The organism is Bordetella sp. 2513F2, from assembly GCF_054642735.1.
The window spans coordinates 865966-888852 of sequence record NZ_CM137755.1 but is presented as its reverse complement, the minus strand read 5'-3'; the positions used below and the strand labels follow the sequence as shown (position 1 = coordinate 888852).

Here is a 22887-nt window from a genome sequence, read left to right as displayed (position 1 = left end):
CTGTAGGTATATGGAAAACCGCTCGTGGCGGTGCGCCGCATTTCGAGTCCCGCAAGAATAGCAGCAAATCGCCGGGCCGCGTAAGCGCCCTCCACCCCGACTCCGCCTGGTTCCCATGTCCGTTGCACTGCTGGTCCTGCCCGATTTCCTGCTGGTCGTCCTCGGGTGGGTGCTGCGGCATCGGCTCGGCTACTCCCGCGACTTCTTCGCCGGCACGGAGCGCATGGTGTACTACGTGCTGTTCCCGGCGCTGCTCTTCCAGTCCATCCTGCGCAGCCCGATCAGCGCGGGCAGCGCGGTCCTGCTGCTGCAGGCCACCGTCATGGTGATCGGGGCGGGCGTGGCGCTGTCCTGGCTGGCCGTGCCGCTGCTGCGGCCCCAGCCGCTGGCCCAGGCATCGCTGGCGCAATGCGGCTACCGCTTCAACACCTACATCGGCCTGGCCCTGTCGGCGAGCCTGGCGGGCCCGCCGGGCCAGACGGTGATGGCGCTGATCATCGGCTTCGCCGTGCCCATGGCCAACGTGGCGGCGGTCTACGGGCTGGCCCGGCACAGCGGCAACAACCTCTTCAAGGAACTGGCGCGCAATCCGCTGCTGGTATCCACGCTGCTCGGGCTGGCCGCCAACCTGGCCGGCCTGACGCTGCCCGGGCCGATAGACACGGTGCTGGCGCGCCTGGGCGCGGCGGCCCTGGCGCTGGGCATCATCTGCGTGGGCGCCAGCCTGGCCTGGGAAGGCGGCCGCGGCCACGGGCGGCTGATCGCCTGGATGCTGGCGGTGAAACTGCTGGCCCTGCCGCTGGCGGCGCTGGGCACCGCGCGCCTGCTGGGGCTGTCCGCCCTGGAAGGCCGGATGCTGCTGCTGTTCGCCGCCCTGCCCACCGCCTCGGCCGCCTATGTGCTGGCCATGCGCATGGGCGGCGACGGCCGCATGGTGGCCGTGATGATCTCGCTGGGCACGCTGCTGTCGGCCGCCACCATCCCGCTGTGGCTGATGGCGGCGGGCGCCTGAAGGCCCGGCGCGGCCGGCCTCAGTGGCGGGCGTTCGTCATGTCGGCCGGCACCACCCAGCGGTCGAACTCTGCTTCCGTGAGGAAACCCAGCGCCAGGGCGGACTCCTTCAGCGACAGGTTTTCCTTGTGCGCCTTCTTGGCGATCTGGGCGGCCTTGTCGTAGCCGATGTGCGGGTTCAGCGCCGTGACGAGCATCAGCGAACGCTCGACCAGTTCGGCGATGCGCTCCCGGTTCGGCTCGATGCCGGCGGCACAATGCTGGTCGAAGCTGGCCATGCCGTCGGCCAGCAGGCGCACCGACTGCAGGAAGTTGTGGATCAGCAGCGGCTTGTAGACATTGAGCTCGAAATTGCCGCTGGCCCCGCCGATGTTGATCGCCACGTCGTTGCCCATGACCTGCGCAGCCAGCATGGTGAGGGCCTCGCACTGCGTGGGATTGACCTTGCCGGGCATGATGGAACTGCCGGGCTCGTTCTCCGGGATGCGGATCTCGCCCAGGCCGGAACGCGGGCCGCTGGACAGCCAGCGCACATCGTTGGCGATCTTCATGAGGCCGGCCGCCAGGGCCTTGAGGGCGCCGTGCGCGAACAGCAGCGCCTCGTGCGAAGCCAGGGCCTGGAACTTGTTGGGCGCCGACACGAAGGCGCTGCCGGTGTCGTGGGCCAGTTCGGCGGCCACCTTGGCGCTGAACTCGGGATGGGCGTTCAGCCCGGTGCCCACCGCCGTGCCGCCGATGGCCAGCTGGTGCAGGCCGGGCAGCGTGGCGCGGATCTGCTGCTCGGCCAGGTCGAGCTGGGCCACGTGGCCCGAGAGCTCCTGCCCCAGGGTCAGGGGCGTGGCGTCCTGCAGATGGGTGCGGCCGATCTTGACGATGTCGTAGAACTCGGCGCTCTTGCGCGCCAGCGTGGCGCGCAGTGCCTTCAGCGCAGGCAGCAGACGGTGCTCGATCTCGACCGCCGCGGCCACGTGCATGGCCGTGGGAAACGTGTCGTTGGACGACTGGCCGCGGTTGACGTGATCGTTGGGGTGCACCTTGCGCGCCTCGCCGCGTTCGCCGCCCAGCAGTTCGGAGGCGCGGTTGGCCAGCACCTCGTTCATGTTCATGTTGCTCTGCGTGCCGGAGCCGGTCTGCCATACCGACAGAGGGAACTCATCCGGCCACTTGCCGGCGATCACCTCGTCGGCCGCCTTGACGATCGCATCGGCCAGGGTGCCGTCCAGCTCGCCCAGCCCGGCGTTGACCTTGGCGGCGGCGCGCTTCAGGCGGGCCATCGCCACCACCAGCGGCACCGGCATCCGCTCCGTGGAAATGGCGAAGAAATGCAGCGAACGCTGGGTCTGGGCTCCCCAGAGATGCTCCTGGGGCACCTCGATGGGGCCGAAGGTGTCTTTCTCGGTACGCGTTTTCATGATGATGCGGCTCCGTGGCCGGCCGGGCAGGCCGGAAATACTGAACAAGAATCAATATCAAATAAAAGCGTAGCACACCGGGCGCTTCCTATAATCCCGGACACTCTCCCCGTTTTACCACCGGCGATACCCCATGTCCGCTGCCCTGTCCTCCACCACCCTGCACCTGCCAGACGAAGCCGCCACCGAGGCGCTGGCCCGGCGGCTGGCCCCGCTGCTCGACGGCCGCACCGGGGCGGCGCCGGGAGGCCGCATCCACCTGGAAGGGGAGCTGGGAGCCGGCAAAACGGCCTTCACCCGGGCGTTGTTGCGCGAATGCGGCATAACGGGCCGGATCAAGAGCCCCAGCTACGCGCTGCTTGAAAGCTATAAAGTTTCTAACTTATACTTCTATCACTTTGATTTTTATAGGTTTAGCGATTCGCGCGAATGGCTGGACGCCGGGTTTCGGGATTTGCTGCGTGACGACGCGGTCGTCCTGATCGAATGGCCCGAGCGTGCCGGGGGCCTGCTGCCCCCGCCGGATCTGCTGGTCCGCCTGGCCTATGCCGGTTCGGGCCGGGACGCCGTCCTGATCGCCTATACCGCTCGAGGATTCACATGGCTGAACGCGATCGTCCCCCCGCCAGCGGCGACCAATCTCTCTCCGGAAGGGGCACCGCCCGCCGGCGGCTGATCAGCGTCGCCACCACCCTGCTCGTCCTGCCCGTGCTGCCGCGGCTGGCCCAGGCGGCCACCATCCTGGCGGTGCGTACCTGGCCCGCAGAGGAATACACCCGCGTCACGCTGGAACTCGACAGCGAACTCAAGGCCGAACACTTCACGCTGGAGAATCCGCACCGCCTGGTGGTGGACATCGAAGGCCTGAGCACCAGTTCCGCGCTCAACGACCTGGTTTCCAAGGTACGCCCGGACGATCCCTATATCCGGGGGCTGCGCGTGGCCCAGAACCGGCCCAACGTGGTGCGCATCGTGTTCGACCTGAAGCAGGCGGTGGCGCCGCAGGTCTTCACGCTCAAGCCCGTGGCCGACTACCAGTACCGGCTGGTGCTGGATCTCTATCCCAAGATCGCCCAGGACCCGCTGGTCGCCATCCTGAACAAGCAGGCGGGCCCCGACGTGGACGACCCGCTGGCCCGCATCCTCGACGAAATCTCGCGCAATCCGGCCACGCCGCAGGGCCCGCAGGATGAGGGCGTGCCGCTGGCCAGGGGCCAGGAGCCCGCACCCGCCCTGCCCGTGCCGCAGCCTCCTGCACTGCCGGCGACGCCGCCCGCAGCCAGGCCCGCCCCCACGCCGTCCGCGCCGTCCCGGACCGCCCGCAAGCGCATGCTCACGATCGCGCTGGACCCCGGCCATGGCGGCGAGGATCCCGGCGCCATAGGCCGTTCCGGCCTGCGCGAGAAGGACGTGGTGCTGCGCATCGCGCGGCGCCTCAAGACGCTTATCGACGCGCAGCCCTACATGCGCGCCTATCTCACGCGCGACGACGACTATTTCGTGCCGCTGCACGTGCGCGTGCAGAAGGCGCGGCGCGTGCGCGCAGACCTGTTCGTGTCGATCCACGCCGATGCCTTCATCAAGCCCACGGCCAACGGCTCCTCGGTGTTCGCGCTGTCCGAGCGCGGCGCCTCCAGCGCGCAGGCGCGCTGGCTGGCCAACAAGGAGAACGCCGCCGACCTCATAGGCGGCGTCAACCTGGGCTCGCACGACCGCCAGGTGGCCAAGGTGCTGCTCGATCTCTCCACCACGGCGCAGATCAACGATTCGCTCAAGGTGGGCACGGCCTTCCTCGACGAGATCAGGAAGATCAACCGGCTGCACAAGAACCACGTGGAGCAGGCGGGCTTCGCCGTGCTGAAGGCCCCCGACATCCCGTCCATCCTGGTCGAGACGGCCTTCATCAGCAATCCCCGTGAGGAAGCGCTGCTGCGGTCTGCCGCACACCAGGAGAAGCTGGCGCAGGCCATGCTCACCGGCATCGACCGGTACTTCACGGCCAACCCGCCGCTGGCGCGCCTGGGCGAGGTGAGCTGAGGGCGGCCGGCGCGGCGATCGCTCCCTGCGTCGCCTATCATGGCAGCTCCAACCCCGAGGGAGGAGCCGCCATGAACCGCAATGCGCATCCCCAGGCGCCATGCATTTTCCCCACGCTCCGCTGCCACGACGCCGACGCCATGATCCGCTGGCTGAAGGACGTGCTGGGATTCACCGAACATGCCGTATACCGGGACGCCGGGGCCGTGCAGCACGCCGAGCTGGCGCTCGGGTCTTCCATCCTGATGCTGGGGCAGCATCGTGCCGATGCATACGGCCGGCTGCTGGGAGATCCCGATGGCCGCCGCACCGACGCCCTGTATGTGGCGGTGGACGACGCCGACGCGCTGTATGCCCGGGTGCGCGCATCCGGGGTGAAGATCGAGGTCGAACCCTACGACACTTCCTACGGCAGCCGGGAATTCTCGTGCCGCGACCCCGAACAGAACCTGTGGACCTTCGGCACCTACTGGCCCAGGGCAGGCGCCGCACCGTGAGGCGGTGCGCCTTCGCCCGAGCGGACAACCGCGGGCTCAGCGGTTGGGCTGGCCGCCGCGGCGCTGCCACAGCCGCACCGCCGCGGCCAGCACCACCGGTACCACGGCCGCGGCCAGGCCGACCAGCACGATGGTGTTCAGGTGGTTCTTCACGACGGGAATGTTGCCGAAGAAATAGCCCAGCGTGACCAGGCCCACCACCCACAGCAGCGCGCCCGCGACGTTGAAGAACTGGAAGCGTCCCAGCGGCATCCCGGCCACGCCGGCCACGAATGGCGCGAAAGTCCGCAACACCGGGATGAAGCGCGACATCACGATGGTCTTGCCGCCGTGCTTCTCGTAGAACATATGCGTGCGCATCAGCGCGGCGCGGTCCAGGAACCGTACGTTCATGGTGAACACGCGCGGCCCGACGTAGCGGCCGATGGCGTAGTTCACGCAGTTGCCCAGCACGGCGGCGGCCACCAGCAGCACGGCCAGCAGCACGGGATGCAGCGCTCCCGTGGCACTGAATGCGCCGGCCACGAAGAGCAGCGAATCGCCCGGCAGGAACGGCGTCACCACCAGCCCCGTCTCGGCGAAAACGATGGCGCACAGCACCGGGTACACCCATACGCCGTACTCGGCCACCCAGACCCCGAGAGTGCGGTCGATGTGCAGGATCATGTCGAGCAGTTCTGGCATGGCGATACGTGTGCAACGAAACAGCCCGGAACTATAGCCCACGCATGCGGGCAGCCGCGGTAAACCGGATGGCGCCGCGGGGCAGGGAGATACAATCATCCGGATCATCCTGCCGCCCGCCCCGCACCATGTCCGAACGCCGTCCCATCGCCGCCCTGCCCGACCTGCTGATCAGCCAGATCGCGGCCGGCGAAGTCATCGAGCGGCCCGCCTCGGTGCTCAAGGAGCTGCTCGAGAACGCCATCGACGCGGGCGCGCGCGCCATCGAGGTGCGCCTCGAGGGCGGCGGCATCCGGCGCATCGCGGTCACGGACGACGGCGGCGGCATCCCGCCCGGGGAACTGCCGCTGGCGCTGGCGCGCCACGCCACCAGCAAGATCCGCGACCTGCGCGAGCTCGAATCCGTCGCATCCATGGGCTTTCGCGGCGAAGCCCTGGCATCCATTGCCTCCGTGGCCCAGCTGCGGCTCATCTCGCGCACGCGCGACGCCGACCATGCATGGCAGATCGACGCGGGCAGCGGCGAAGTCGGGCCCGCTTCCGGGCCGGTCGGCACCACCGTGGACGTGCGGCAGCTGTTCGACAACGTTCCGGCGCGGCGCAAGTTCCTGCGCTCCGAGGCCACCGAGTTCGGCCATTGCCTGGATGCGCTGGAACGCATCGCGCTGGCCCATCCCGACATCGCCTTCCGCCTGTTCCACCACGACCGCGCGCAGCGCCAATGGCTGCCGGCCGACGCCGGCCAGCGCATCCGCGACGTGCTGGGCGCCGAGTTCGCGGCGCAGGCGCTGCCCGTGGACAGCGCCGCCGGCCCGGTCCGGCTGGCCGGCATGGTCACGCGGCCCACGGCGGCGCGCGCGCGGGCCGACCGCCAGTATCTCTACGTGAACGGCCGCTACGTGCGCGACCGCACCGTGAGCCATGCATTGCGCAGCGCCTATGCCGACGTGCTGCACGGCGACCGCCAGCCCGCCTACGTGCTGTACCTGGACATCGACCCCGCGGCAGTTGACGTCAACGTGCATCCTGCCAAGCATGAGGTGCGCTTCCGCGACAGCGGCGCCGTGCACCGGTACGTGAGCCAGGTGGTGGGCCAGGCCCTGGCCCAGACCGGCGGCTCGGCCGCCATCGCGGAACCGCTGCAGGCCCAGGCCATGCCCGCGGCCGCCGCGCAGGCATCGCGGGCGCTGGCCGAGGCCGCGGCAAGCTATGGCGCCTTCCCTGCGGCAACGCCGCGCAGTCCCGCCCCGCGGCCGCACACGCAGGTGCCGTTCCGCCTGCATGCGGAACAGGCCGGCAACCCCGTGGCCGACTGGCAGGCGCTATACCGCCCCCTGCCCGAAGCCTCGCCCGCAGGGCCGGCGCCCGCGCCCGACGGCGGCGCCGCGCTTGCGCCTTCGGGCGGCGCGCCCACGCTGCCCGAAGGCGAACAGCCGCTGGGGCAGGCCCTGGCCCAGCTGCACGGCATCTACATCCTGGCCCAGAATGCGCGCGGCCTGGTGCTGGTGGACATGCATGCCGCCCACGAACGCGTGGTCTACGAGCAGCTCAAGCGCGCGCTCGACACACAGAGCCTGCCGCGCCAGGAGCTCCTGGTGCCGGTGGTGTTCCACGCGCCGGAGAAAGACGTGGCCCTGGTCGAGGAACACCACGGGCAGCTCGCCGAACTGGGATTCGAGATGCGCCCCGCCGGCCCGTCTTCGGTTGCCGTGCGCAGCGTGCCCGCCCTGCTCGCGCGCGGCGACATCGAGACGCTGGCCCGCGCCGTGCTGCGCGACCTGGCCACGGTGGGCGTATCGCGGCTGCTCACCGAGCAGCGCAACGAACTGCTGTCCACCATGGCCTGCCACGGCTCGGTGCGCGCCAACCGCCGCCTCACCATCGAGGAAATGAACGCGTTGCTGCGCCAGATGGAAGCCACCGAGCGGGCCGACCAGTGCAACCACGGACGCCCCACCTGGATCCAGTGGTCGGTTTCGGACCTGGACCGGCTGTTCCTGCGCGGGCAATAGCGGGCCGATGGAACCGGACATCGTCATCTGCCTCGCCGGGCCCACCGCCGCGGGCAAGAGCGCAGCCAGCCTGGCGCTGGCGCAGCGCTGGCCGGTCGAGATCATCAACGTCGACTCGGCCACCGTGTATCGCGGCATGGACATCGGCACGGCCAAGCCTACGGCGCAGGAACGCGCCCGGGTGCCGCAGCACTTGCTGGACATCCGCGATCCGGCGCAATCGTATTCGGCCGCCGAATTCCGCAGCGACGCACGGCGGCTGATCGCGGAGATCCGCGCGCGCGGCCGCATGCCGCTGCTGGCAGGCGGCACCATGCTGTACTTCAAGGCCTTGCGCGACGGCCTGGACGACCTGCCGGCAGCCGATCCGGCGCTGCGCGCCGAGCTCGAGGCCCGCGCCGCGGCCCGCGGCTGGCCCGCCCTGCATGCCGAGCTGGCCGGCCTGGATCCGGCCACGGCCGCGCGCCTGGCGCCCAACGACAGCCAGCGCATCCAGCGCGCCCTGGAGATCTGCATGCTCAGCGGCCGGCCCATGTCGGAGCTGTTGCACGGCGCGCGCCGTGCCGCGCCCGAGGAAGGGCCGCGCTACTGCACCATCAGCCTGGAACCCGCCGCACGCGCCGCGCTGCATGCCCGCATCGCGCAACGCTTCGACGCCATGCTGGAGCAGGGATTCCTGGAGGAGGTGCGGCGCCTGCACGCCAGGCCCGACCTGCACCCCGGCCTGCCTTCCGTGCGCTGCGTAGGCTACCGCCAGATGTGGGCCTGCCTCGATGGCGAGACCAGCCTGGCCCAGGCGCGCGAGCAAGGCATCGCCGCCACGCGGCAGCTCGCCAAGCGCCAGCTGACCTGGCTGCGCGCCCAACCCGGCCGGCACATCGTGGACTGCCTCGCACCCGACGCCGTCGCGCGCACCATAGATGCCGTCGCTGCCGTGCTTGCAGGCGCCAAAACCAGAAAGGCGTCAGCCACCGAAGGTGGCTGACGCCTTCAAGCGACCCTGATCCGGATCACACCACCACGGTCTGGGCCATGCCGGGCGCCTGTTCGACGATCTCGCCGAGGGCGTAGACGGTTTCGCCCTGCTCGCGCAGGGTGGCGGCGATGGCGTCGGCGCGGTCGGCCTGCACCACCAGCACCATGCCGATGCCGCAATTGAAGACGCGGTGCATTTCGGCGTCGGCCACGCCGCCCTGCTGCTGCAGCCACTGGAACAGCTGCGGCAGCTGCCAGGCGTCGCGGTGCAGTTGCGCGGCCAGGCCCTGCTGGAGGATGCGCGGCACGTTGTCGAGCAGGCCGCCGCCGGTGATGTGCGCCAGGCCCTTGATGGCGGTGCCGTGCACGGCCAGCGCGGCCAGCACCTGCCTGACGTAGATGCGCGTGGGCGCCATCACCACGTCGACCAGCGGCTGGCCGTGGAAGTCCTGGTCGGGCCGCGCGTCCGCGCGCTCGAGGATCTTGCGCACCAGCGAATAGCCGTTCGAGTGCGCGCCGCTGGACGCCAGGCCCAGGATGACGTCGCCCGGCGCGATGGACTTGCCGTCGATGATGGCGGACTTCTCGACCGCGCCCACCGCAAAGCCGGCCAGGTCGTATTCGCCGTCGGGATACATGCCCGGCATCTCGGCGGTTTCTCCGCCGATGAGCGTGCAACCCGCCAGTTCGCAGCCGCGGGCGATACCCCCGACCACCGCCGCGGCGGTATCCACGGCCAGCTTGCCGCAGGCGAAGTAGTCGAGGAAGAACAGCGGCTCGGCGCCCTGGACCAGGATGTCGTTGACGCTCATGGCCACGAGGTCGATGCCGACGGTGTCATGGCGGTTCCACTCGAAAGCCAGGCGCAGCTTGGTGCCCACGCCGTCGGTGCCGGACACCAGCACGGGCTCGCGATAGTGCTTCGGCACCTCGAACAGCGCACCGAAACCGCCGATGCCTGCCAGCACGCCTGCGCGCATGGTGCGGGCCGCCAGCGGCTTGATGCGATCGACCAGCGCATCGCCTGCGTCGATGTCGACGCCGGCGTCGCGGTAGGTCAGGGGTGCGGAGGAGGGAGTCGTCATGAGGAAAACCGTGGGGTATGTAACAATTGCGGGATTTGAGTGGAATGCGCGGATTTTACGCTGCCCGCGCCGCGTTCGGCCAATCCACGCCTGCCCGGGCGCCGCGTGCGGCCCCGGCCGGCGCGACGCGCCGGCGGGCCGTGGTTTAAAGTGCGGGCTTGGCCCGCGCCGGGCCGTCCCGATCCGCAGACGCCACCTTCGACACGACACCGCCAGATGAACCGCCAGCTGTTGCTCGACGTGCTTCCCGCGCCAGCGCCCACGCTGAACAATTTCATCGCCGGCCCGAATGGCGAGGCGCTGGCGGCCGTGCGCGCGCTTGCGCCGGGGCGGGCGCTCTACCTGTGGGGCCCGGAAGGCTGCGGCCGTACGCACCTGCTGCGCGGCCTGGCCGCCCGGCCCGAGGCCGTCTACCTGGATGCCGATGCCGGCGCGCGCGCGCTGCGCGGCCTGGCGCAGGCCGACGCCGCGAAGCCCATGCCGCGCATCGTGGCCGTGGACGACGTGCATCTCATGGAAGACCCGCAGCAGGCCGCGCTCTTCGCCCTGTACAATCGCTGGCGCGAATCCGCGGCCACGGGCCACGCCTTCGCGCTGGCAGTCTCGGGCGATCGCGCGCCCATGTCCATGCCGCTGCGCGAAGACCTGCGCACCCGCCTGGGCTGGGACCTGGTCCTGCGCCTCGACCGCCTGTCGGATGCCGACAAGCTCGCGGCGCTGGCCAGCCAGGCCGCAGACCGCGGCCTGCAGCTGGCGCCCGAAGTGATCAACTGGATGCTCACCCACCACGAACGCGACCTGCGCAAGCTGGCCGCCCTGCTCGACGCGCTCGACCGCTACTCGCTGGCCGCAGGCCGGCCCATCACCATACCGCTGCTGCGCGCGATGCTGGCAGACCCCGAATCCCAAGCCTCATGACCGCCCCACGACTCGCCCTGTTCGACCTGGACCACACCCTGCTGCCGCTGGACAGCGACTACCAGTGGGCCGACTACCTGGCCCGCACCGGCCGGGCCGGCGACCCCGACGAGGCAAGGCGCCGCAACGACGACCTGATGGAGCGCTACAACCGCGGCGAGCTCACCGCGGAGCAGGCCGCCGAATTCATGCTGGGCCTGCTGGCCGCCCATGCCCCCCATGAACTGGCCGAATGGCACGAGGCCTTCATGGCCGAGGTGATACGGCCATCGTTCACGCCCGCCGCCGTGGCGCTGGTGGCCGGCCACCTCCAGGCGGGCGACCTGTGCGCCGTGGTCACAGCCACCAACAGCTTCGTCACCGCTCCCATCGCGCGCGCCTTCGGCGTGCCGCACCTGATCGCCACCGAGCCCGAGTACGTGGCCGGGCGCTATACCGGCCGCATCCACGGCACGCCGAGCTTCCGCGAAGGCAAGGTCATCCGCGTGCAGCAATGGCTGGCCGGCATGGGCCGCACGCTTGCGGATTTCCCCGAATCGTTCTTTTATAGCGATTCGGTCAACGACGTTCCGCTGCTGGAACGCGTGACGCGGCCGATCGCCACCAATCCCAGTCCCGCCCTGCGCGCCATCGCCGAACGCCAGGGCTGGCAGGTCATCGAGCTGTTCGACCATACCCGAGACGCCAAGTCGTAATGATTACCGACACCATAAAAAAATTCGTCGGCCGCCTGTTCGGCCCGGCCGCCAGCGGCCCCTTGCGCATCCCGCGCTCCGAGCACGGCATAGACCGGCGCAACGTGTCGCGCCACGCCATCAAGGTGTGCGAAGTGCTGCGCCAGCACGGCTATGAGGCCTACATCGTGGGCGGCGCCGTGCGCGACCTCATCGTCGGCCTCGAGCCCAAGGACTTCGACGTGGCCACCAACGCCACGCCCGAACAGATCCGCCCGCTGTTCCGCCGCGCGCGCATCATCGGCCGCCGCTTCCAGCTGGTGCACGTGGTGTTCGGCCAGGAGATCATCGAAACCTCCACCTTCCGCGCGCCGGCCTCCGCCGACCAGGAGACCGACGAGCACGGCCGCATCCTGCGCGACAACGTGTTCGGCACGCAGGCCGAGGACGCAGCGCGGCGCGACTTCACCATGAACGCGCTGTACTACGACCCGCATACCGAGGAAGTCATCGACTACCACAACGGCGTGCAGGACCTGAAGAAGCGCCAGGTGCGCATCATCGGCGATCCGGTGAAGCGCTACCGCGAAGACCCGGTGCGCATGCTGCGGGCCGTGCGCTTCGCGGCCAAGCTCAACGGCACCATCGAACTCGCCTCGCGCCAGCCCATCCGCACCATGGCGGGCCTCGTCGAGAACGTGCCGGCGTCGCGCCTGTTCGACGAGATGCTCAAGCTGCTGACCTGCGGCCATGCCATGGACTGCCTGCGCCAGCTGCGCAGCGAAGGCCTGCACCACGGCCTGCTGCCGCTGCTCGACGTCGTGCTGGAGCAGCCCAACGGCGAGAAGTTCGTCGAAGAGGCCCTGGAGCGCACCGATGCGCGCGTGCGGGCCGGCAAGGGCATCAGCCCCAGCTTCCTGTTCGCCGCGCTGCTGTGGCAGCAGGTCGAGCTGCGCTGGCGCCAATACCGCGAGGCGGGCGAGCACACCATGCCGGCCCTGGTGCATGCGGCCGATTCCGTGCTCGAGGAGCAGACCGAGAAGCTGGCCATCCAGCGCCGCTTCTCGGCCGACATGCGCGAGATCTGGTTCATGCAGCCGCGCTTCGAGCGCCGCCAGGGCAAGACCATCTACCGCATGATCGAGCAGCCGCGCTTCCGCGCCGCATGCGACTTCCTGCAGCTGCGTGCCGCCGCCGGCGAATTCGACAGCGTGCTGGCCCAATGGTGGATGGACCTCGCCAATGCCGACGACGCCGCCCGCGCAGAAATGATCGAGGAAGCTGCGCGCCAGCCGCGCGAGGCCGGCGACGAGGCGCCGGCGCGCAAGCGCCGTCGTCCGCGCCGGCGCCGCCCGGGGCCCGCCGATGCGGGCGGCGCCGCGCCCGAATGACGGCAGTGAAGGCGGCCGCCGCCGCGCGCGCCTATGTGGGCCTGGGTTCCAACCTGGGCGACAGCCGCGCCACGCTGGACACGGTGCTGGCCGAACTGGCCGCCGCTTCCGGCATCCGGGCCTGCCGGCCCTCCCCGTACTACCGCAGCGCGCCCGTGGACGCGGGCGGCCCGGACTACGTCAATGCCGTGGCCGAACTGGACACCACGCTGGCGCCGCTGGAACTGCTGGACCTGCTGCAGGCGCTGGAACAGCGCCACGGCCGCCAGCGCCCCTACCGCAACGCCCCGCGCACGCTGGACCTGGACCTGCTGCTGCACGGCGACACGGCGATGGACACGCCCAGGCTCGTGCTGCCGCACCCGCGCATGCATCTGCGCGCCTTCGTGCTGCGCCCGCTGCACGACCTGGCGCCCCAGCTGAAACTGCCGCAAGGCAGGCTCGACGCCCTGCTGGCCGCCGTGGCCGACCAGGCCATCTCCCGCCTGCCCTGACGGCACGCGGCGCCGGGCCGCACCAACCTGGCTCAGCCGCCCGGCGCCTCGCCGGCGCGCTCCAGCAGCGCCCGCGCCCGCCCGATCACCGGCGCATCCACCATCTGCCCGTCCAGCATGAAGGCGCCCGCCGCATGCTCGCGGCAAGCCTGCAGCACGCGGCGCGCCCAGGCCAGCTCGGCCGGGTCCGGCAGGAATGCCTGGTGGATCACCTCGACCTGGGCCGGATGGATGCACAGCATGCCGCCATAGCCCATGTCTCGTGCGCGGCAGGCCGCGGCGCGCAGGCCTGCGGCATCGCGCACCGCCGGATATACGCCGTCGAAGGGCGCAGCCAGGCCGGCCAGCCGGCTGTGCAGCAGCACCTGCACCCGGGCGTGGTCCAGCACCGTGGCGGCACCCGCCGTGCCCTCCATGAGGCCCAGGTCCAGTCCGTAGTCCAGGCTGCCGAAAGCCAGCCGCAGCACGCCGCCGGCGGCGGCAATCGCGGCCACGTGCAGCAGCCCCGCCGCGCTCTCGATGATGGGAACCACCGGCTGGCCCGCCTGCGCGGCGCGGCGCACCGCATCTGCATGCTCGGCCTTGGGCAGCACCACGGCGGCGACGCCGGCCCGCCCATGGCATGCGGCCAGATCGGCGGCGTGCCATGGCGTGCCGGCGTCGTTCACGCGCACCCACACGCGCGCCTGCGGATGGGCGTCGAGGAATTCGCACAGCGCGTCGCGGGCGCTGTCCTTGGCCTCGCGCTCCACCGCGTCTTCCAGGTCCACGATGACGGCGTCCGCGCCGCTGGCCAGCGCCTTGGGAATGCGCTCCGGGCGGCTGGCCGGCACGAACAGCGCGCTGCGCGCCACGCCGGCCATCACACCACCTCCTCGCGATGGAACTGCGCGATCTCCTCGGCACCATAGCCCAGCGAGGCAAGCACCGCGTCGGTGTTCTCGCCCACATCGGGCACCGCGCCCATGCGCGCCTCGAAGGCGCTGCTGCTGGCCGGCGGCACCAGCGCCGGCAGCGGGCCCACGGGGCTGCCCACCTCGCGCCAGCGGCCGCGCGCCTGCAGCTGGGGATGCTTCCAGACGTCGTGCATGTCGTTCACGCGCGCGTTGGCGATGCCGGCACGCTCCAGCCGCCCGGTGACGCCGGCGATGTCCATGCCCGCGAAGGCCGCCACGATCAGCGCGCGCAGCGCCTCGCGGTTGGCGGCGCGCGCCGAATTCGACGCAAAGCGAGGGTCCTCTGCCAGTCCGGGCTGCTCCAGCACCTGCTCGCAGAACACCCGCCATTCGCGCTCGTTCTGCAGCCCCAGCATGATGGTCTTGCCGTCGCCCACCGGGAACGGCCCGTAAGGATAGATGGTGGCGTGGGCCGCGCCCGCGCGGGCCGGCGGCGGCGCGCCGTCGTAGGCGTAATACAGCGGATAGCCCATCCACTCCACCATGCTCTCCAGCATGGACACGTCGATGCGGCTGCCCTCGCCCGTGCGGTGGCGCAGCAGCAGCGCATTGAGGATGGCGCTGTAGGCGTACATCCCCGCGGCGATGTCGGAGATCGAGCAGCCTGCCTTCACCGGGTCCGCCGGCGTGCCCGTTACCGACACGAAGCCGCTCTCGCTCTGGATCAGCAGGTCATAGGCCTTCTTGTCCTGGTAGGGGCCGCCCTCGCCATAGCCGGAGATGTCGCACACCACCAGGCGCGGATGCCTGGCATGCAGCGCATCGAACGACAGCCCCTGGCGCGCCGCCGCGCCGGGCGCCAGGTTCTGCACCAGCACGTCGGCCCGGGCCAGCAGGCGCTCGACGATGCCCGCCGCCTGCGGATGCTTCAGGTCCAGCGTGAGGCTTTCCTTGGCGCGGTTGGTCCAGACGAAATGCGAAGACAGCCCGGCCACCCGCTCGTCGTAGCGGCGCGCGAAATCGCCCGCGCCCGGGCGTTCCACCTTGATGATGCGGGCCCCCATGTCGGCGAGCTGGCGCGTGCAGAAGGGCGCGGCGATGGCATGCTCGAAACTCACCACCGTGATGCCGTCGAGCGGACGCACCGTGTCCGGGGCGGCGCTCATGCGGAGAACCTCAGCTGCGCCTGGTGCGCCAGCGTGCCGTCCTGTTCGGCCCAGAGCTCGGCCAGCCCGGGTTCGGCCACCCGCCCCGCCACGTCGAACGGCGTGGGCGCGATCAGCGGCCTGAGGCCGCGGTACGACAGGTGCTGCAGCACGGCCGCCGGATGCGCATGGCGGAACGCCGCCACCATCAGCGTGGCGATCATGGGCCCGTGCACCACCAGGCCGGGATAGCCCTCGGCGCCCGTCACGTAGGGATGGTCGTAATGGATGCGATGGCCGTTGAAGGTGACTGCCGAATAACGGAACAGCAGCACCGGCGTGGGCTCGATGGCCTCGCGCCATTGCGAGGCGGGCGGCGCCTCGCTGCCGGCCAGCCGGGGCGGCGAAGGCTGCCGGTACACGATGTCCTGTTCCTCCAGGATCGCCACCTCGTTCTTCTGCACGTACTCGTGGCGCACCGTCACGAACAGCAGGGAGCCCGTGCGCCCGGCCTTTTCCTGCACCTGCGCCACGGTGGAAATGCGCTCGGCCGGCACGCCCACGAGCAGCGGCGCGCGGAACTCCACCCGGCCGCCCGCCCACATGCGGTTGCGGTCGTGGGCCGGCGGCAGGAAGCCGCCCCGCGCAGGGTGGCCATCGCGCCCCAGCCCGGGGGCCTGCACCGCCTTGATGAAGAACGCCCAGTGCCACAAGGCCGGCAGCGGCTCGCCCGCGGCAGGAGCCGGCTCGCCCAGGGTGGCGGCCACGCGCTCCGCCAGCGTGGCGTCCAGGCCGTCGGCCATGCGCTCGCTGCTGCCGATCCAGGTGGTCGGGTCGGGAGATGTCATTTTGTATCCTCGGCTAGTCCGTCGCAGCTGCAAGCATGCCCGGCCAGGGAGGATTTGTGTATTCGTATTTGATCAAGGCGGTATTCAATGACCCGGAATCGGCGGGCGCCTGGCCTGGCAATGCCGGACTGCAAGACGCCCTTTCGAGTTGACCAGGCAAGGCCAATCCATCCCGATAACCCGGCCGAGCCGCTAGACTATCTCCCGCCCCGCCAATGCCGTGCCGCACTCCTGGCGGCCCACCCTCGACACGAATCCTCCCATCCACGTGAGCACCCCCGCCCCCCTTCCCCCCGCCATCGGCCTCGCCAGCGCCGCCCGCGAACTCTATCGCGCGCTCTGGCGCCACGCCCAGGGCGTGCGCGCCCATATGCTCGGCGCGGCCGGGCTGCTGTCGGCGGCGCAGCTGCTGCGGCTGACCATGCCGTGGCTGGCGTCCCACGCGATCAACGCGCTGCAGCAGGGCAACATGGCCACGGCCGGTCGCTGGATCGTGTATCTCGTGGGCGTGTACCTGCTGTCGTGGCTGCTGCACGGCCCCGGGCGGGTGCTGGAGCGCAACGTGGGCGTGCGGGTGCGCGAGCGGCTGGCCGACCAGCTGTATGCGCGCATCGCCGCGGCCCCGCTGCCCTGGCGCGACGGCCGCCATTCGGGCGAGCTGCAGCACCGCGTGATGCAGTCCAGCCGGGCGCTCTCGGAGTTTGCGCAGAACCAGTTCGGCTATCTGCAGAGCGCCTTCAATTTCGTCGGCCCGCTGGTCGCGCTCGCCCTGCTGTCGCGCACCAGCGGCACGATCGCGATCACGGGCTACGTGATCATCGCCCTCATCATCCTGCGCTTCGACCGCGTGCTGATGCAGCTGGCGCGCGCCGAGAACGACGCGGAGCGCCGCTATGCCGCGGCGCTGCTGGACTTCGTGGGCAATGCGGGCACGGTGATCGGCCTGCGGCTGCAGGCGGCCTCGCGCAAGGTGCTGGGGCGCCGCATGGACGCAGTGATGGCGCCGCTGCGCCGCGCGGTGATGGTGAACGAAGGCAAGTGGTTCGTGGTGGACCTGCTCGGCATGGGGCTCACCTGGATCCTGGTGGTGGTGTATGTGCTGCAGGCGCGCGAGCCCGGACAGGCGGTGATGCTGGGCACGGTGTTCATGATCTACCAGTATGCGCAGCAGGCCGCCACGGTGATCGGCTCCATGGCCATGAATTTCCAGAGCTTCGCGCGCATGCACACCGACTACGGCAGCGCCGAGCCGATCTGGGAGGCGCCCAGCGATCCGGATGCGGCCGTGCCTGCGGTGGCGCCGGATGCGCCCTGGCAGACCCTGGCGCTGCAGGGCGCCACCTGGCGCTACGCCGACGACGCGCGCGGGGGCCTGCACGACATCCACCTGGTGCTGCAGCGCGGCGCACGCGTGGCGCTGATCGGCCCAAGCGGCGGCGGCAAGAGCACCCTGCTGCGCATGCTTGCCGGCCTCTATCCGCCGCAGCAGGGCGAACTGCTGCGCGACGGCGCGCCCGTGGCATGGACAGAGCTGCGCACGCTGGCCACGCTGATCCCCCAGGAAGCCGAGGTGTTCGAAGCCAGCGTGGAAGAAAACCTCACTTTCGGCGAGCCGGCCGACGCGGCGGCGCTGCAGGCCGCCGTGCACGCAGGGGTGTTCGACGAAGTGCTGCAGCGCATGCCCGACGGCCTGGCCAGCCCGCTCAACGAGCGCGGCGGCAATCTTTCCGGCGGCCAGCGTCAGCGGCTGGCGCTCTCACGCGGGGCGCTGGCGGCGCGGGGCAGCTCGCTGCTGTTGCTGGACGAGCCGACCAGCGCGCTCGATCCGCAGGCCGAGGCCCGGGTGTTCGACCGCATGGTGGCCGCCTTCCCTTCCGCCTGCATCGTGGCCTCGGTGCACCGCCCCAGCCTGCTGGCACGGTTCGACACCATCGTGGTGATGGAGGCCGGCAGGGTGGTGGACGCCGGCCCGCGCGAAGCAGTGCTGGCACGGCGCGGGCATTGACGGGCGTGATGGCTCAGAACGCTTCCAGGAAGCGCATGCGGAAGCGGCGACCCTTGATATTGCTGTTGGACAGGCGCGCAAACGCCTGCTTGGCGATCGTGCGGTCCAGCGCCACATAGGCGCTGAATTCGGTGATGTTGATCTTGCCGACCTGCTCGAAGGCGAGGCCGCCGTCGCCGGTCAGCGCGCCCAGGAGGTCGCCGGGGCGCAGCTTGTCTTTCTTGCCGCCCTGTATGCACAAGGTGATCATGGGCGCGCGCAGCGGGCGGTCGGACTTGGGGCGCAGCGATCCGAGATCGCCCCACTTCAGCGGGGCGCCCTGGTACTGCTCGATCAGGTTGGCCCAGCGCATTTCGTTCGGCGAGCACAGGCTCAGCGCCAGCCCCTTCTGCTCGCCACGGCCGCTGCGGCCGATGCGGTGCACGTGCACCTCGGTGTCCTTGGTCACGTCCACATTGATCACGGCGCCCAGGTTCTGGATGTCCAGCCCGCGGGCGGCGACGTCGGTGGCGACCAGCACGGCGCAGCTCTGGTTGGCGAACTGGATCAGGATTTCGTCGCGCTCCCGCTGCTCCAGGTCGCCGTTCAGCGCCTGGGCGCTGATGCCCTCGGACCGCAGCCGCTCGACCAGGTCGTGGCTGCGGACCTTGGTGTTGCAGAACGCCAGCGTGGAAGCGGGCCGGAAGTGGGCCAGCAGCGTCACCACGGCGTCCAGCCTCGCGCCCTCCTCGATTTCGTAGAAGACCTGCTCGATGCGGCTGGCGTCGTGCTGGGTCTCGACCTTCACTTCGGCGGGGTTGCGCAGGAAACGCGCGCTGAGCTTGCGGATGTTGTCGGGGTAGGTGGCCGAGAACAGCAGGGTCTGGCGCCTGGCAGGACAGTGCGAGGCGATGGCCACGATGTCGTCGTGAAAGCCCATGTCCACCATGCGGTCGGCCTCGTCCAGCACCAGCGTGTTCAGGCCCGACAGGTCCAGGCTGCCGCGCTCCAGGTGGTCCTGGATGCGGCCGGGCGTGCCCACCACCAGGTGCGCGCCGCGCGCCAGCGATTCGGCCTGCGGACGCGCGGCGGCGCCGCCGCACAGCGTCAGCACTTTCACATTGGGGATCAGCCGGGCCAGCCGGCGCAGCTCCTGGGCCACCTGGTCGGCCAGTTCCCGGGTCGGGCAGACCAGCAGCGCCTGCGGGACGAGACGATCCACGTCCAGCTTCTGCAGCACGCCCAGGCCGAATGCCGCGGTCTTGCCGCTGCCCGTCTTGGCCTGGGCGATGAGATCGCGGCCTTCGAGGATGAGCGGCAGGCTCTGCGCCTGGATGGGCGTCATCTGTTCGAAGCCCAGGCCTTGCAGATTCTCGAGCAAGGCGGGCATGAGAGGCAGGGAGGAGAAAGAGGTGTTGGTCACGATAGGAGCGGATCTCGGCAACCGCGAAAGGCGGATAGATCGACAGTGTATGCCTTGGCATCCGCCTGCCGCGCCGCCAGCGGCACAGGGGCGCCTCGGCGGCGGGCTGATCCGGTCGACGCCGTGCCGCAGGCATGGCACTTGCTGGGCTGTCGGGGCGTCCCACCATGCGCCTGGGCCCGCCACCACGCTACCAACGAGGCGATCACAAGTGAACCAGACCATCGAACACCGGTATGCCCTCACCGTGCACCCGATCCATGCGGCATTCCTGGCGGGAACGCTGCCCTTGTTCCTCGGCGCCGCCCTCGCCGATGCGGCCTATGCGAAGTCTTTTCACATCCAATGGAATAATTTTGCCTCCTGGCTCCTGGTCGGCGGACTGGTGTTCGCGGGCATCGCGCTGATCTTCGCCATCGTCGATCTTTTCCGCCCCCGCCAACGCGCGCGGGGCGTCATTCCGTATGCGGTGGTATTGCTGGCCACATGGATCGTCGGCATTTTCAATGCACTGATACATGCCCGCGACGCGTGGGGCAGCATGCCCACCGGCCTGGTCCTGTCGATCGTCCTTGTGGTGCTTGCCTGCGCGGCAACATGGCTGGGCTTTCGCACCCCGCACGTCAGAGGCGCCATATGAAATACCTGAGCTTGCTTGCCGCTGTCCCGCTGGCCGCGATGGTGGGCGTATGCAGCGGCCAGGCCGGACCTTCCGAGTTCGGACCCGCCCCCGAACTGCCCGAGCCCAAACAGGGGCTGCTGCCCGACATGGTGATTGCGCAACCCGCCGAGTGGGGAGACAGGCTGCCGACGGTGCCGGACGGCTATACGGTTACCGCCATCGCGACCGGCCTGAAAATCCCGCGGCAGACGCTGGTCCTGCCCAACGGCGATATCCTGGTGGCCGAGGGCCGCGGCGGCAATGCCGCCAAGCTCAAGCCCAAGGACGTGATCGCCGGCATCATCAAGGCCAGGGGCACCAGCCCGGTAAAGGGCGGCAACCGCCTGACCCTGCTGCGCGACCCCGACGGCGACGGCACCTACGAGGCCTCGACTTTCGCGGAGAACCTCAATGCGCCGTACGGCCTCGCATTGGTGGGCGGCAATCTCTATGTTGCCAACCAGGACGCCGTGGTGCGATTCGACTATCAGCCGGGGCAGACCCAGGCGAGCGGCCCCCCTGAAACCGTGACGCCCCTGCCCTCGGAAATCAACCACCACTGGACCAAGGCGATGACCGCCAGCGCCGATGGACAGTACCTGTATGTGGGCATCGGGTCCAACAGCAACATCACGGAACGCGGCATGACGGCGGAAGCCGACCGTGCCCGCATATGGCGCATAAATGCCCGCACCGGCGAATACAAGACCTACGCCACGGGGCTGCGCAACCCCACCGCACTGACCATCCAGCCCGATACGGGCCAATTGTGGGCGGTCGTGAATGAACGCGATGAGATCGGCCCGCACCTGGTTCCCGACTATCTGACTGCCGTCCAGGAAGGCGCCTTCTACGGCTGGCCGTACAGCTATTGGGGGCAGAATGTGGACGAGCGCGTCCGGCCGCAGGATCCGGAAAAGGTCGCCCAGGCGATCAAGCCCGACTACAGCCTGGGCTCGCACGTGGCGGCGCTGGGCGTGGACTTCTCGAACGACGCGATGGGCGGGCAGTTCGCCGACGGGGTCTTCGTCGGCGAACACGGTAGCTGGAACCGCAGCGATCCCTCCGGCTACAAGGTGGTCTTCGTCCCGTTCCGCGACGGACGGCCGTCCGGCGAGCCCGTGGATTTCGTCACCGGGTTCCGCGACAGCGACGGCACGACACGCGGCCGTCCGGTAGGCGTCACGGTGGACCCCAACGGCGCGCTCATCGTGGCCGACGACCTTTCGAACACGATCTGGCGCATCACGCCCACGGAGGCGGCAAAGTCGCCCCAGCCGGTCGCCACGGCAGGTCGCTGAACCTTCCCGCCGGCGCACCGCACGTAGCGGCTCAGGCCGGCAGTCCCGCTGCCGTGCCTTCCCCCAGCATGCCCATCAGGTCCTCCGGATGCACCATCAATTCGCGGACCTGGCGCAGCATCGGATACTGGTTCAGCACGCCCGCCCACCGCGGCGATTCGAGCAGTGCATTCCAGACGGCCTCGAGTTGGCCCGGATCCGCATCCCGCCCCTCCGCCAGACGGCACGCAAACGCCAGGCTGGCCGGCGCGGACAGCAACTGCATGCGGCTTGCCGCGCCCAGCAGGCGCGGGGTGCCGTCGACGGGCGCATCGCAGCAATACAGTACGGTGCCGGCCAGGCCCGCCTCGTCCACGGCCAGCGCGCTCAACGAAGCGCCGCGCAGCGTCACCGTACCCTGCCGGGTCTCGAACGGGTAGCAGGCCTGCGGGTCGGCATGCGCGAGCAGCCGCAATCCCCGCTGCAGGCGCGGGAGGTCGGTGGTGGCGGCGTCCACGGAGGCCTTGGCCTCCACAAGCAGGCAGACGTCCCAGGCACCTGTTTCGTGATCGCCCGGCGCCCGTCTCAGCAGCACGGCGTCCCATTCGGTCTTGGCCCGTTCGGCGCTGCCGGGGATCGACGCCGGCACGCGCATGGACGTGACGACACGGTGGGCCTGGCCTGTGCCCCCCGAGCCGTCCAGCCGCCGCGCCAGCGCCTCGAGGGCCTGCGCGGCCGCGGCCTCGACGGCGGCGCCGCGCTGCTGCGCGACGGAACCCTGCCTGGCGGCGTCCGGGCTTCCCGAGGGGGGGCCATGCCGCTGCCACAGCGCCTGGTACTGCCGCACGAGCCCGTCGGACGCCAGGGCGTCGAGCCGCTGCAGGCGCCCCAGTGCAGGATCCTGCAGCAATCGCGCCACGCTGGCTGCCAATGGCGGGGTTTCTTCTGCTTCGGGCATGTCCGCAATGCGTCGCGCGGCCAGTTCGAGCCCATGCCAGTCCGCCGAGGATGCCAACGCATGCAGCCGCGCCAGGGCCCGGCGCAGGCCCTCCTGGGGTATGCGCTGCTGCCGGGCGGGATGGGCCATGGCATTGACGGCGGCGCGCAGGGCCCTGCGATCGCGCCCGGCATGGGCCGACAGGGAGGCATACTCGCGCACCCGGGACGCCCTGTGGCGCAGCACCATGGCCTGGAAAGCGGGGTCGCCGTGTCCGGGGCGCATCGCGTCCCGGATCATCCGGGCCAGCGCCTCGAGGAAACGCCGCTTCGGCACCGCCCCGGGCGCCTGCCCGAGCGACAGGGCGGCGCGCGCGTGCTCCACTGCCAGGGCCAGCGCGGCAGCCGTGCCGGCCTGCGGCGGCACGCCGAGGTCGGACGACGGCGGCAGACGATAGCGGCGCCGCACGGTGCGCAGGATCTCGTCGAGGAAAGCGGGAGCTGATGGCCGGTCCATGGCAAGG

At 70.3% G+C, this 22887-nt stretch carries 21 protein-coding genes; 13 read left to right on the top strand and 8 right to left on the bottom strand.

What is annotated here, in order from left to right; translation table 11 throughout:
- The first annotated feature begins 115 nt into the window (after positions 1–115).
- On the top strand, positions 116–1012 hold the full coding sequence (locus ACYBYQ_RS04165) for an AEC family transporter (RefSeq protein WP_459617119.1): 897 nt from the start codon (positions 116–118) through the stop codon (positions 1010–1012).
- A 19-nt stretch (positions 1013–1031) separates the two neighbouring features.
- On the opposite strand, the gene fumC is transcribed toward ACYBYQ_RS04165, so the two are convergent.
- Complete coding sequence (gene fumC, locus ACYBYQ_RS04160) at positions 1032–2423, bottom strand: class II fumarate hydratase (RefSeq protein WP_459617118.1); 1392 nt, start codon at positions 2421–2423, stop codon at positions 1032–1034.
- A gap of 133 nt (positions 2424–2556) precedes the next feature.
- Between fumC and tsaE the strand changes: the two genes are divergently transcribed.
- The 3 genes from tsaE to ACYBYQ_RS04145 all read left to right on the top strand — a co-directional run bounded on the left by tsaE (position 2557) and on the right by ACYBYQ_RS04145 (position 4957).
- On the top strand, positions 2557–3099 hold the full coding sequence (gene tsaE, locus ACYBYQ_RS04155) for a tRNA (adenosine(37)-N6)-threonylcarbamoyltransferase complex ATPase subunit type 1 TsaE (protein WP_459617117.1): 543 nt from the start codon (positions 2557–2559) through the stop codon (positions 3097–3099).
- On the top strand, positions 3024–4460 hold the full coding sequence (locus ACYBYQ_RS04150; RefSeq protein WP_459617116.1) for an N-acetylmuramoyl-L-alanine amidase: 1437 nt from the start codon (positions 3024–3026) through the stop codon (positions 4458–4460). The genes tsaE and ACYBYQ_RS04150 overlap by 76 nt, the downstream gene beginning before the upstream one ends.
- A 71-nt stretch (positions 4461–4531) precedes the next feature.
- Positions 4532–4957, top strand: a complete 426-nt coding sequence (locus ACYBYQ_RS04145) for a VOC family protein (protein WP_459617115.1) — start codon at positions 4532–4534, stop codon at positions 4955–4957.
- Between the two features lie 36 nt (positions 4958–4993).
- Here ACYBYQ_RS04145 and ACYBYQ_RS04140 read toward each other — a convergent pair whose 3' ends face one another.
- Entirely contained in the window at positions 4994–5641 is a 648-nt protein-coding gene (locus ACYBYQ_RS04140; RefSeq protein ID WP_459617114.1) for a VTT domain-containing protein, read from the bottom strand.
- 128 nt (positions 5642–5769) lie between these two features.
- On the opposite strand from ACYBYQ_RS04140, the gene mutL reads away from it, so the two are divergent.
- Positions 5770–7653: a DNA mismatch repair endonuclease MutL gene (gene mutL, locus ACYBYQ_RS04135; RefSeq protein ID WP_459617113.1), complete on the top strand. Its 1884-nt coding sequence runs from the start codon at positions 5770–5772 to the stop codon at positions 7651–7653.
- Positions 7654–7660: 7 nt separating this feature from the next.
- On the top strand, positions 7661–8638 hold the full coding sequence (gene miaA / locus ACYBYQ_RS04130) for a tRNA (adenosine(37)-N6)-dimethylallyltransferase MiaA (RefSeq protein WP_459617112.1): 978 nt from the start codon (positions 7661–7663) through the stop codon (positions 8636–8638).
- Positions 8639–8663: 25 nt separating this feature from the next.
- Here the strand turns inward: miaA and purM are convergent, their stop codons facing one another.
- On the bottom strand, positions 8664–9713 hold the full coding sequence (purM, locus tag ACYBYQ_RS04125; RefSeq protein WP_459617111.1) for a phosphoribosylformylglycinamidine cyclo-ligase: 1050 nt from the start codon (positions 9711–9713) through the stop codon (positions 8664–8666).
- A 216-nt stretch (positions 9714–9929) separates the two neighbouring features.
- On the opposite strand from purM, the gene hda reads away from it, so the two are divergent.
- The 4 genes from hda to ACYBYQ_RS04105 are packed head-to-tail and all read left to right on the top strand — an operon-like array spanning position 9930 to position 13190.
- The gene (gene hda / locus ACYBYQ_RS04120; protein ID WP_459617110.1) at positions 9930–10631 is read left to right on the top strand and encodes a DnaA regulatory inactivator Hda; all 702 of its coding nucleotides are present in this window, start codon (positions 9930–9932) and stop codon (positions 10629–10631) included.
- The gene (locus ACYBYQ_RS04115; protein ID WP_459617109.1) at positions 10628–11326 is read left to right on the top strand and encodes an HAD family hydrolase; all 699 of its coding nucleotides are present in this window, start codon (positions 10628–10630) and stop codon (positions 11324–11326) included. Before hda ends, ACYBYQ_RS04115 begins: the two co-directional genes overlap by 4 nt.
- Positions 11326–12696 (top strand): polynucleotide adenylyltransferase PcnB, encoded by a 1371-nt coding sequence (gene pcnB / locus ACYBYQ_RS04110; protein ID WP_459617108.1) that lies wholly within the window; start codon positions 11326–11328, stop codon positions 12694–12696. Before ACYBYQ_RS04115 ends, pcnB begins: the two co-directional genes overlap by 1 nt.
- A complete protein-coding gene (locus tag ACYBYQ_RS04105; protein ID WP_459617107.1) occupies positions 12693–13190 on the top strand; it encodes a 2-amino-4-hydroxy-6-hydroxymethyldihydropteridine diphosphokinase in 498 nt (165 codons plus the stop codon). The genes pcnB and ACYBYQ_RS04105 overlap by 4 nt, the downstream gene beginning before the upstream one ends.
- A gap of 32 nt (positions 13191–13222) precedes the next feature.
- On the opposite strand, the gene ACYBYQ_RS04100 is transcribed toward ACYBYQ_RS04105, so the two are convergent.
- From ACYBYQ_RS04100 to ACYBYQ_RS04090, 3 genes are read right to left on the bottom strand one after another with little or no spacing between them, the layout of a single operon-like run.
- On the bottom strand, positions 13223–14053 hold the full coding sequence (locus ACYBYQ_RS04100; RefSeq protein WP_459617106.1) for an HpcH/HpaI aldolase/citrate lyase family protein: 831 nt from the start codon (positions 14051–14053) through the stop codon (positions 13223–13225).
- Complete coding sequence (locus ACYBYQ_RS04095) at positions 14053–15252, bottom strand: CaiB/BaiF CoA transferase family protein (protein WP_459617105.1); 1200 nt, start codon at positions 15250–15252, stop codon at positions 14053–14055. The genes ACYBYQ_RS04100 and ACYBYQ_RS04095 overlap by 1 nt, the downstream gene beginning before the upstream one ends.
- Positions 15249–16079, bottom strand: a complete 831-nt coding sequence (locus ACYBYQ_RS04090; protein WP_459617104.1) for an HTD2 family dehydratase — start codon at positions 16077–16079, stop codon at positions 15249–15251. The genes ACYBYQ_RS04095 and ACYBYQ_RS04090 overlap by 4 nt, the downstream gene beginning before the upstream one ends.
- Before the next feature lie 268 nt (positions 16080–16347).
- On the opposite strand from ACYBYQ_RS04090, the gene ACYBYQ_RS04085 reads away from it, so the two are divergent.
- Positions 16348–18084 (top strand): ABC transporter ATP-binding protein, encoded by a 1737-nt coding sequence (locus tag ACYBYQ_RS04085; protein ID WP_459617103.1) that lies wholly within the window; start codon positions 16348–16350, stop codon positions 18082–18084.
- 13 nt (positions 18085–18097) lie between these two features.
- Here ACYBYQ_RS04085 and dbpA read toward each other — a convergent pair whose 3' ends face one another.
- Positions 18098–19486 carry an ATP-dependent RNA helicase DbpA gene (gene dbpA / locus ACYBYQ_RS04080; protein ID WP_459617102.1) on the bottom strand — a complete coding sequence of 463 codons (1389 nt, stop codon included), beginning with the start codon at positions 19484–19486 and terminating at the stop codon, positions 18098–18100.
- Between the two features lie 211 nt (positions 19487–19697).
- Between dbpA and ACYBYQ_RS04075 the strand changes: the two genes are divergently transcribed.
- The gene (locus tag ACYBYQ_RS04075; RefSeq protein ID WP_459617101.1) at positions 19698–20126 is read left to right on the top strand and encodes a DUF2231 domain-containing protein; all 429 of its coding nucleotides are present in this window, start codon (positions 19698–19700) and stop codon (positions 20124–20126) included.
- The gene (locus ACYBYQ_RS04070; RefSeq protein WP_459617100.1) at positions 20123–21448 is read left to right on the top strand and encodes a PQQ-dependent sugar dehydrogenase; all 1326 of its coding nucleotides are present in this window, start codon (positions 20123–20125) and stop codon (positions 21446–21448) included. Before ACYBYQ_RS04075 ends, ACYBYQ_RS04070 begins: the two co-directional genes overlap by 4 nt.
- Positions 21449–21479: 31 nt before the next feature.
- Here ACYBYQ_RS04070 and ACYBYQ_RS04065 read toward each other — a convergent pair whose 3' ends face one another.
- Positions 21480–22880, bottom strand: coding sequence for a 3-deoxy-D-arabino-heptulosonate 7-phosphate synthase (locus tag ACYBYQ_RS04065; RefSeq protein WP_459617099.1), 1401 nt, complete (start codon positions 22878–22880; stop codon positions 21480–21482).
- Positions 22881–22887: the final 7 nt, after the last annotated feature.

What these genes read in the sequence shown, in the direction of transcription:
- ACYBYQ_RS04095 (WP_459617105.1), bottom strand. Translation starts at nt 15,252, where the DNA reads ATGAGCGCCGCCCCGGACACGGTGCGTCCGCTCGACGGCATCACGGTG.
- ACYBYQ_RS04115 (WP_459617109.1), top strand. Translation starts at nt 10,628, where the DNA reads ATGACCGCCCCACGACTCGCCCTGTTCGACCTGGACCACACCCTGCTG.
- purM (WP_459617111.1), bottom strand. Translation starts at nt 9,713, where the DNA reads ATGACGACTCCCTCCTCCGCACCCCTGACCTACCGCGACGCCGGCGTC.
- ACYBYQ_RS04145 (WP_459617115.1), top strand. Translation starts at nt 4,532, where the DNA reads ATGAACCGCAATGCGCATCCCCAGGCGCCATGCATTTTCCCCACGCTC.
- ACYBYQ_RS04165 (WP_459617119.1), top strand. Translation starts at nt 116, where the DNA reads ATGTCCGTTGCACTGCTGGTCCTGCCCGATTTCCTGCTGGTCGTCCTC.
- ACYBYQ_RS04100 (WP_459617106.1), bottom strand. Translation starts at nt 14,053, where the DNA reads ATGGCCGGCGTGGCGCGCAGCGCGCTGTTCGTGCCGGCCAGCCGCCCG.
- ACYBYQ_RS04090 (WP_459617104.1), bottom strand. Translation starts at nt 16,079, where the DNA reads ATGACATCTCCCGACCCGACCACCTGGATCGGCAGCAGCGAGCGCATG.
- fumC (WP_459617118.1), bottom strand. Translation starts at nt 2,423, where the DNA reads ATGAAAACGCGTACCGAGAAAGACACCTTCGGCCCCATCGAGGTGCCC.
- ACYBYQ_RS04140 (WP_459617114.1), bottom strand. Translation starts at nt 5,641, where the DNA reads ATGCCAGAACTGCTCGACATGATCCTGCACATCGACCGCACTCTCGGG.
- ACYBYQ_RS04070 (WP_459617100.1), top strand. Translation starts at nt 20,123, where the DNA reads ATGAAATACCTGAGCTTGCTTGCCGCTGTCCCGCTGGCCGCGATGGTG.
- mutL (WP_459617113.1), top strand. Translation starts at nt 5,770, where the DNA reads ATGTCCGAACGCCGTCCCATCGCCGCCCTGCCCGACCTGCTGATCAGC.
- miaA (WP_459617112.1), top strand. Translation starts at nt 7,661, where the DNA reads ATGGAACCGGACATCGTCATCTGCCTCGCCGGGCCCACCGCCGCGGGC.
- pcnB (WP_459617108.1), top strand. Translation starts at nt 11,326, where the DNA reads ATGATTACCGACACCATAAAAAAATTCGTCGGCCGCCTGTTCGGCCCG.
- ACYBYQ_RS04150 (WP_459617116.1), top strand. Translation starts at nt 3,024, where the DNA reads ATGGCTGAACGCGATCGTCCCCCCGCCAGCGGCGACCAATCTCTCTCC.
- ACYBYQ_RS04065 (WP_459617099.1), bottom strand. Translation starts at nt 22,880, where the DNA reads ATGGACCGGCCATCAGCTCCCGCTTTCCTCGACGAGATCCTGCGCACC.
- hda (WP_459617110.1), top strand. Translation starts at nt 9,930, where the DNA reads ATGAACCGCCAGCTGTTGCTCGACGTGCTTCCCGCGCCAGCGCCCACG.
- ACYBYQ_RS04105 (WP_459617107.1), top strand. Translation starts at nt 12,693, where the DNA reads ATGACGGCAGTGAAGGCGGCCGCCGCCGCGCGCGCCTATGTGGGCCTG.
- tsaE (WP_459617117.1), top strand. Translation starts at nt 2,557, where the DNA reads ATGTCCGCTGCCCTGTCCTCCACCACCCTGCACCTGCCAGACGAAGCC.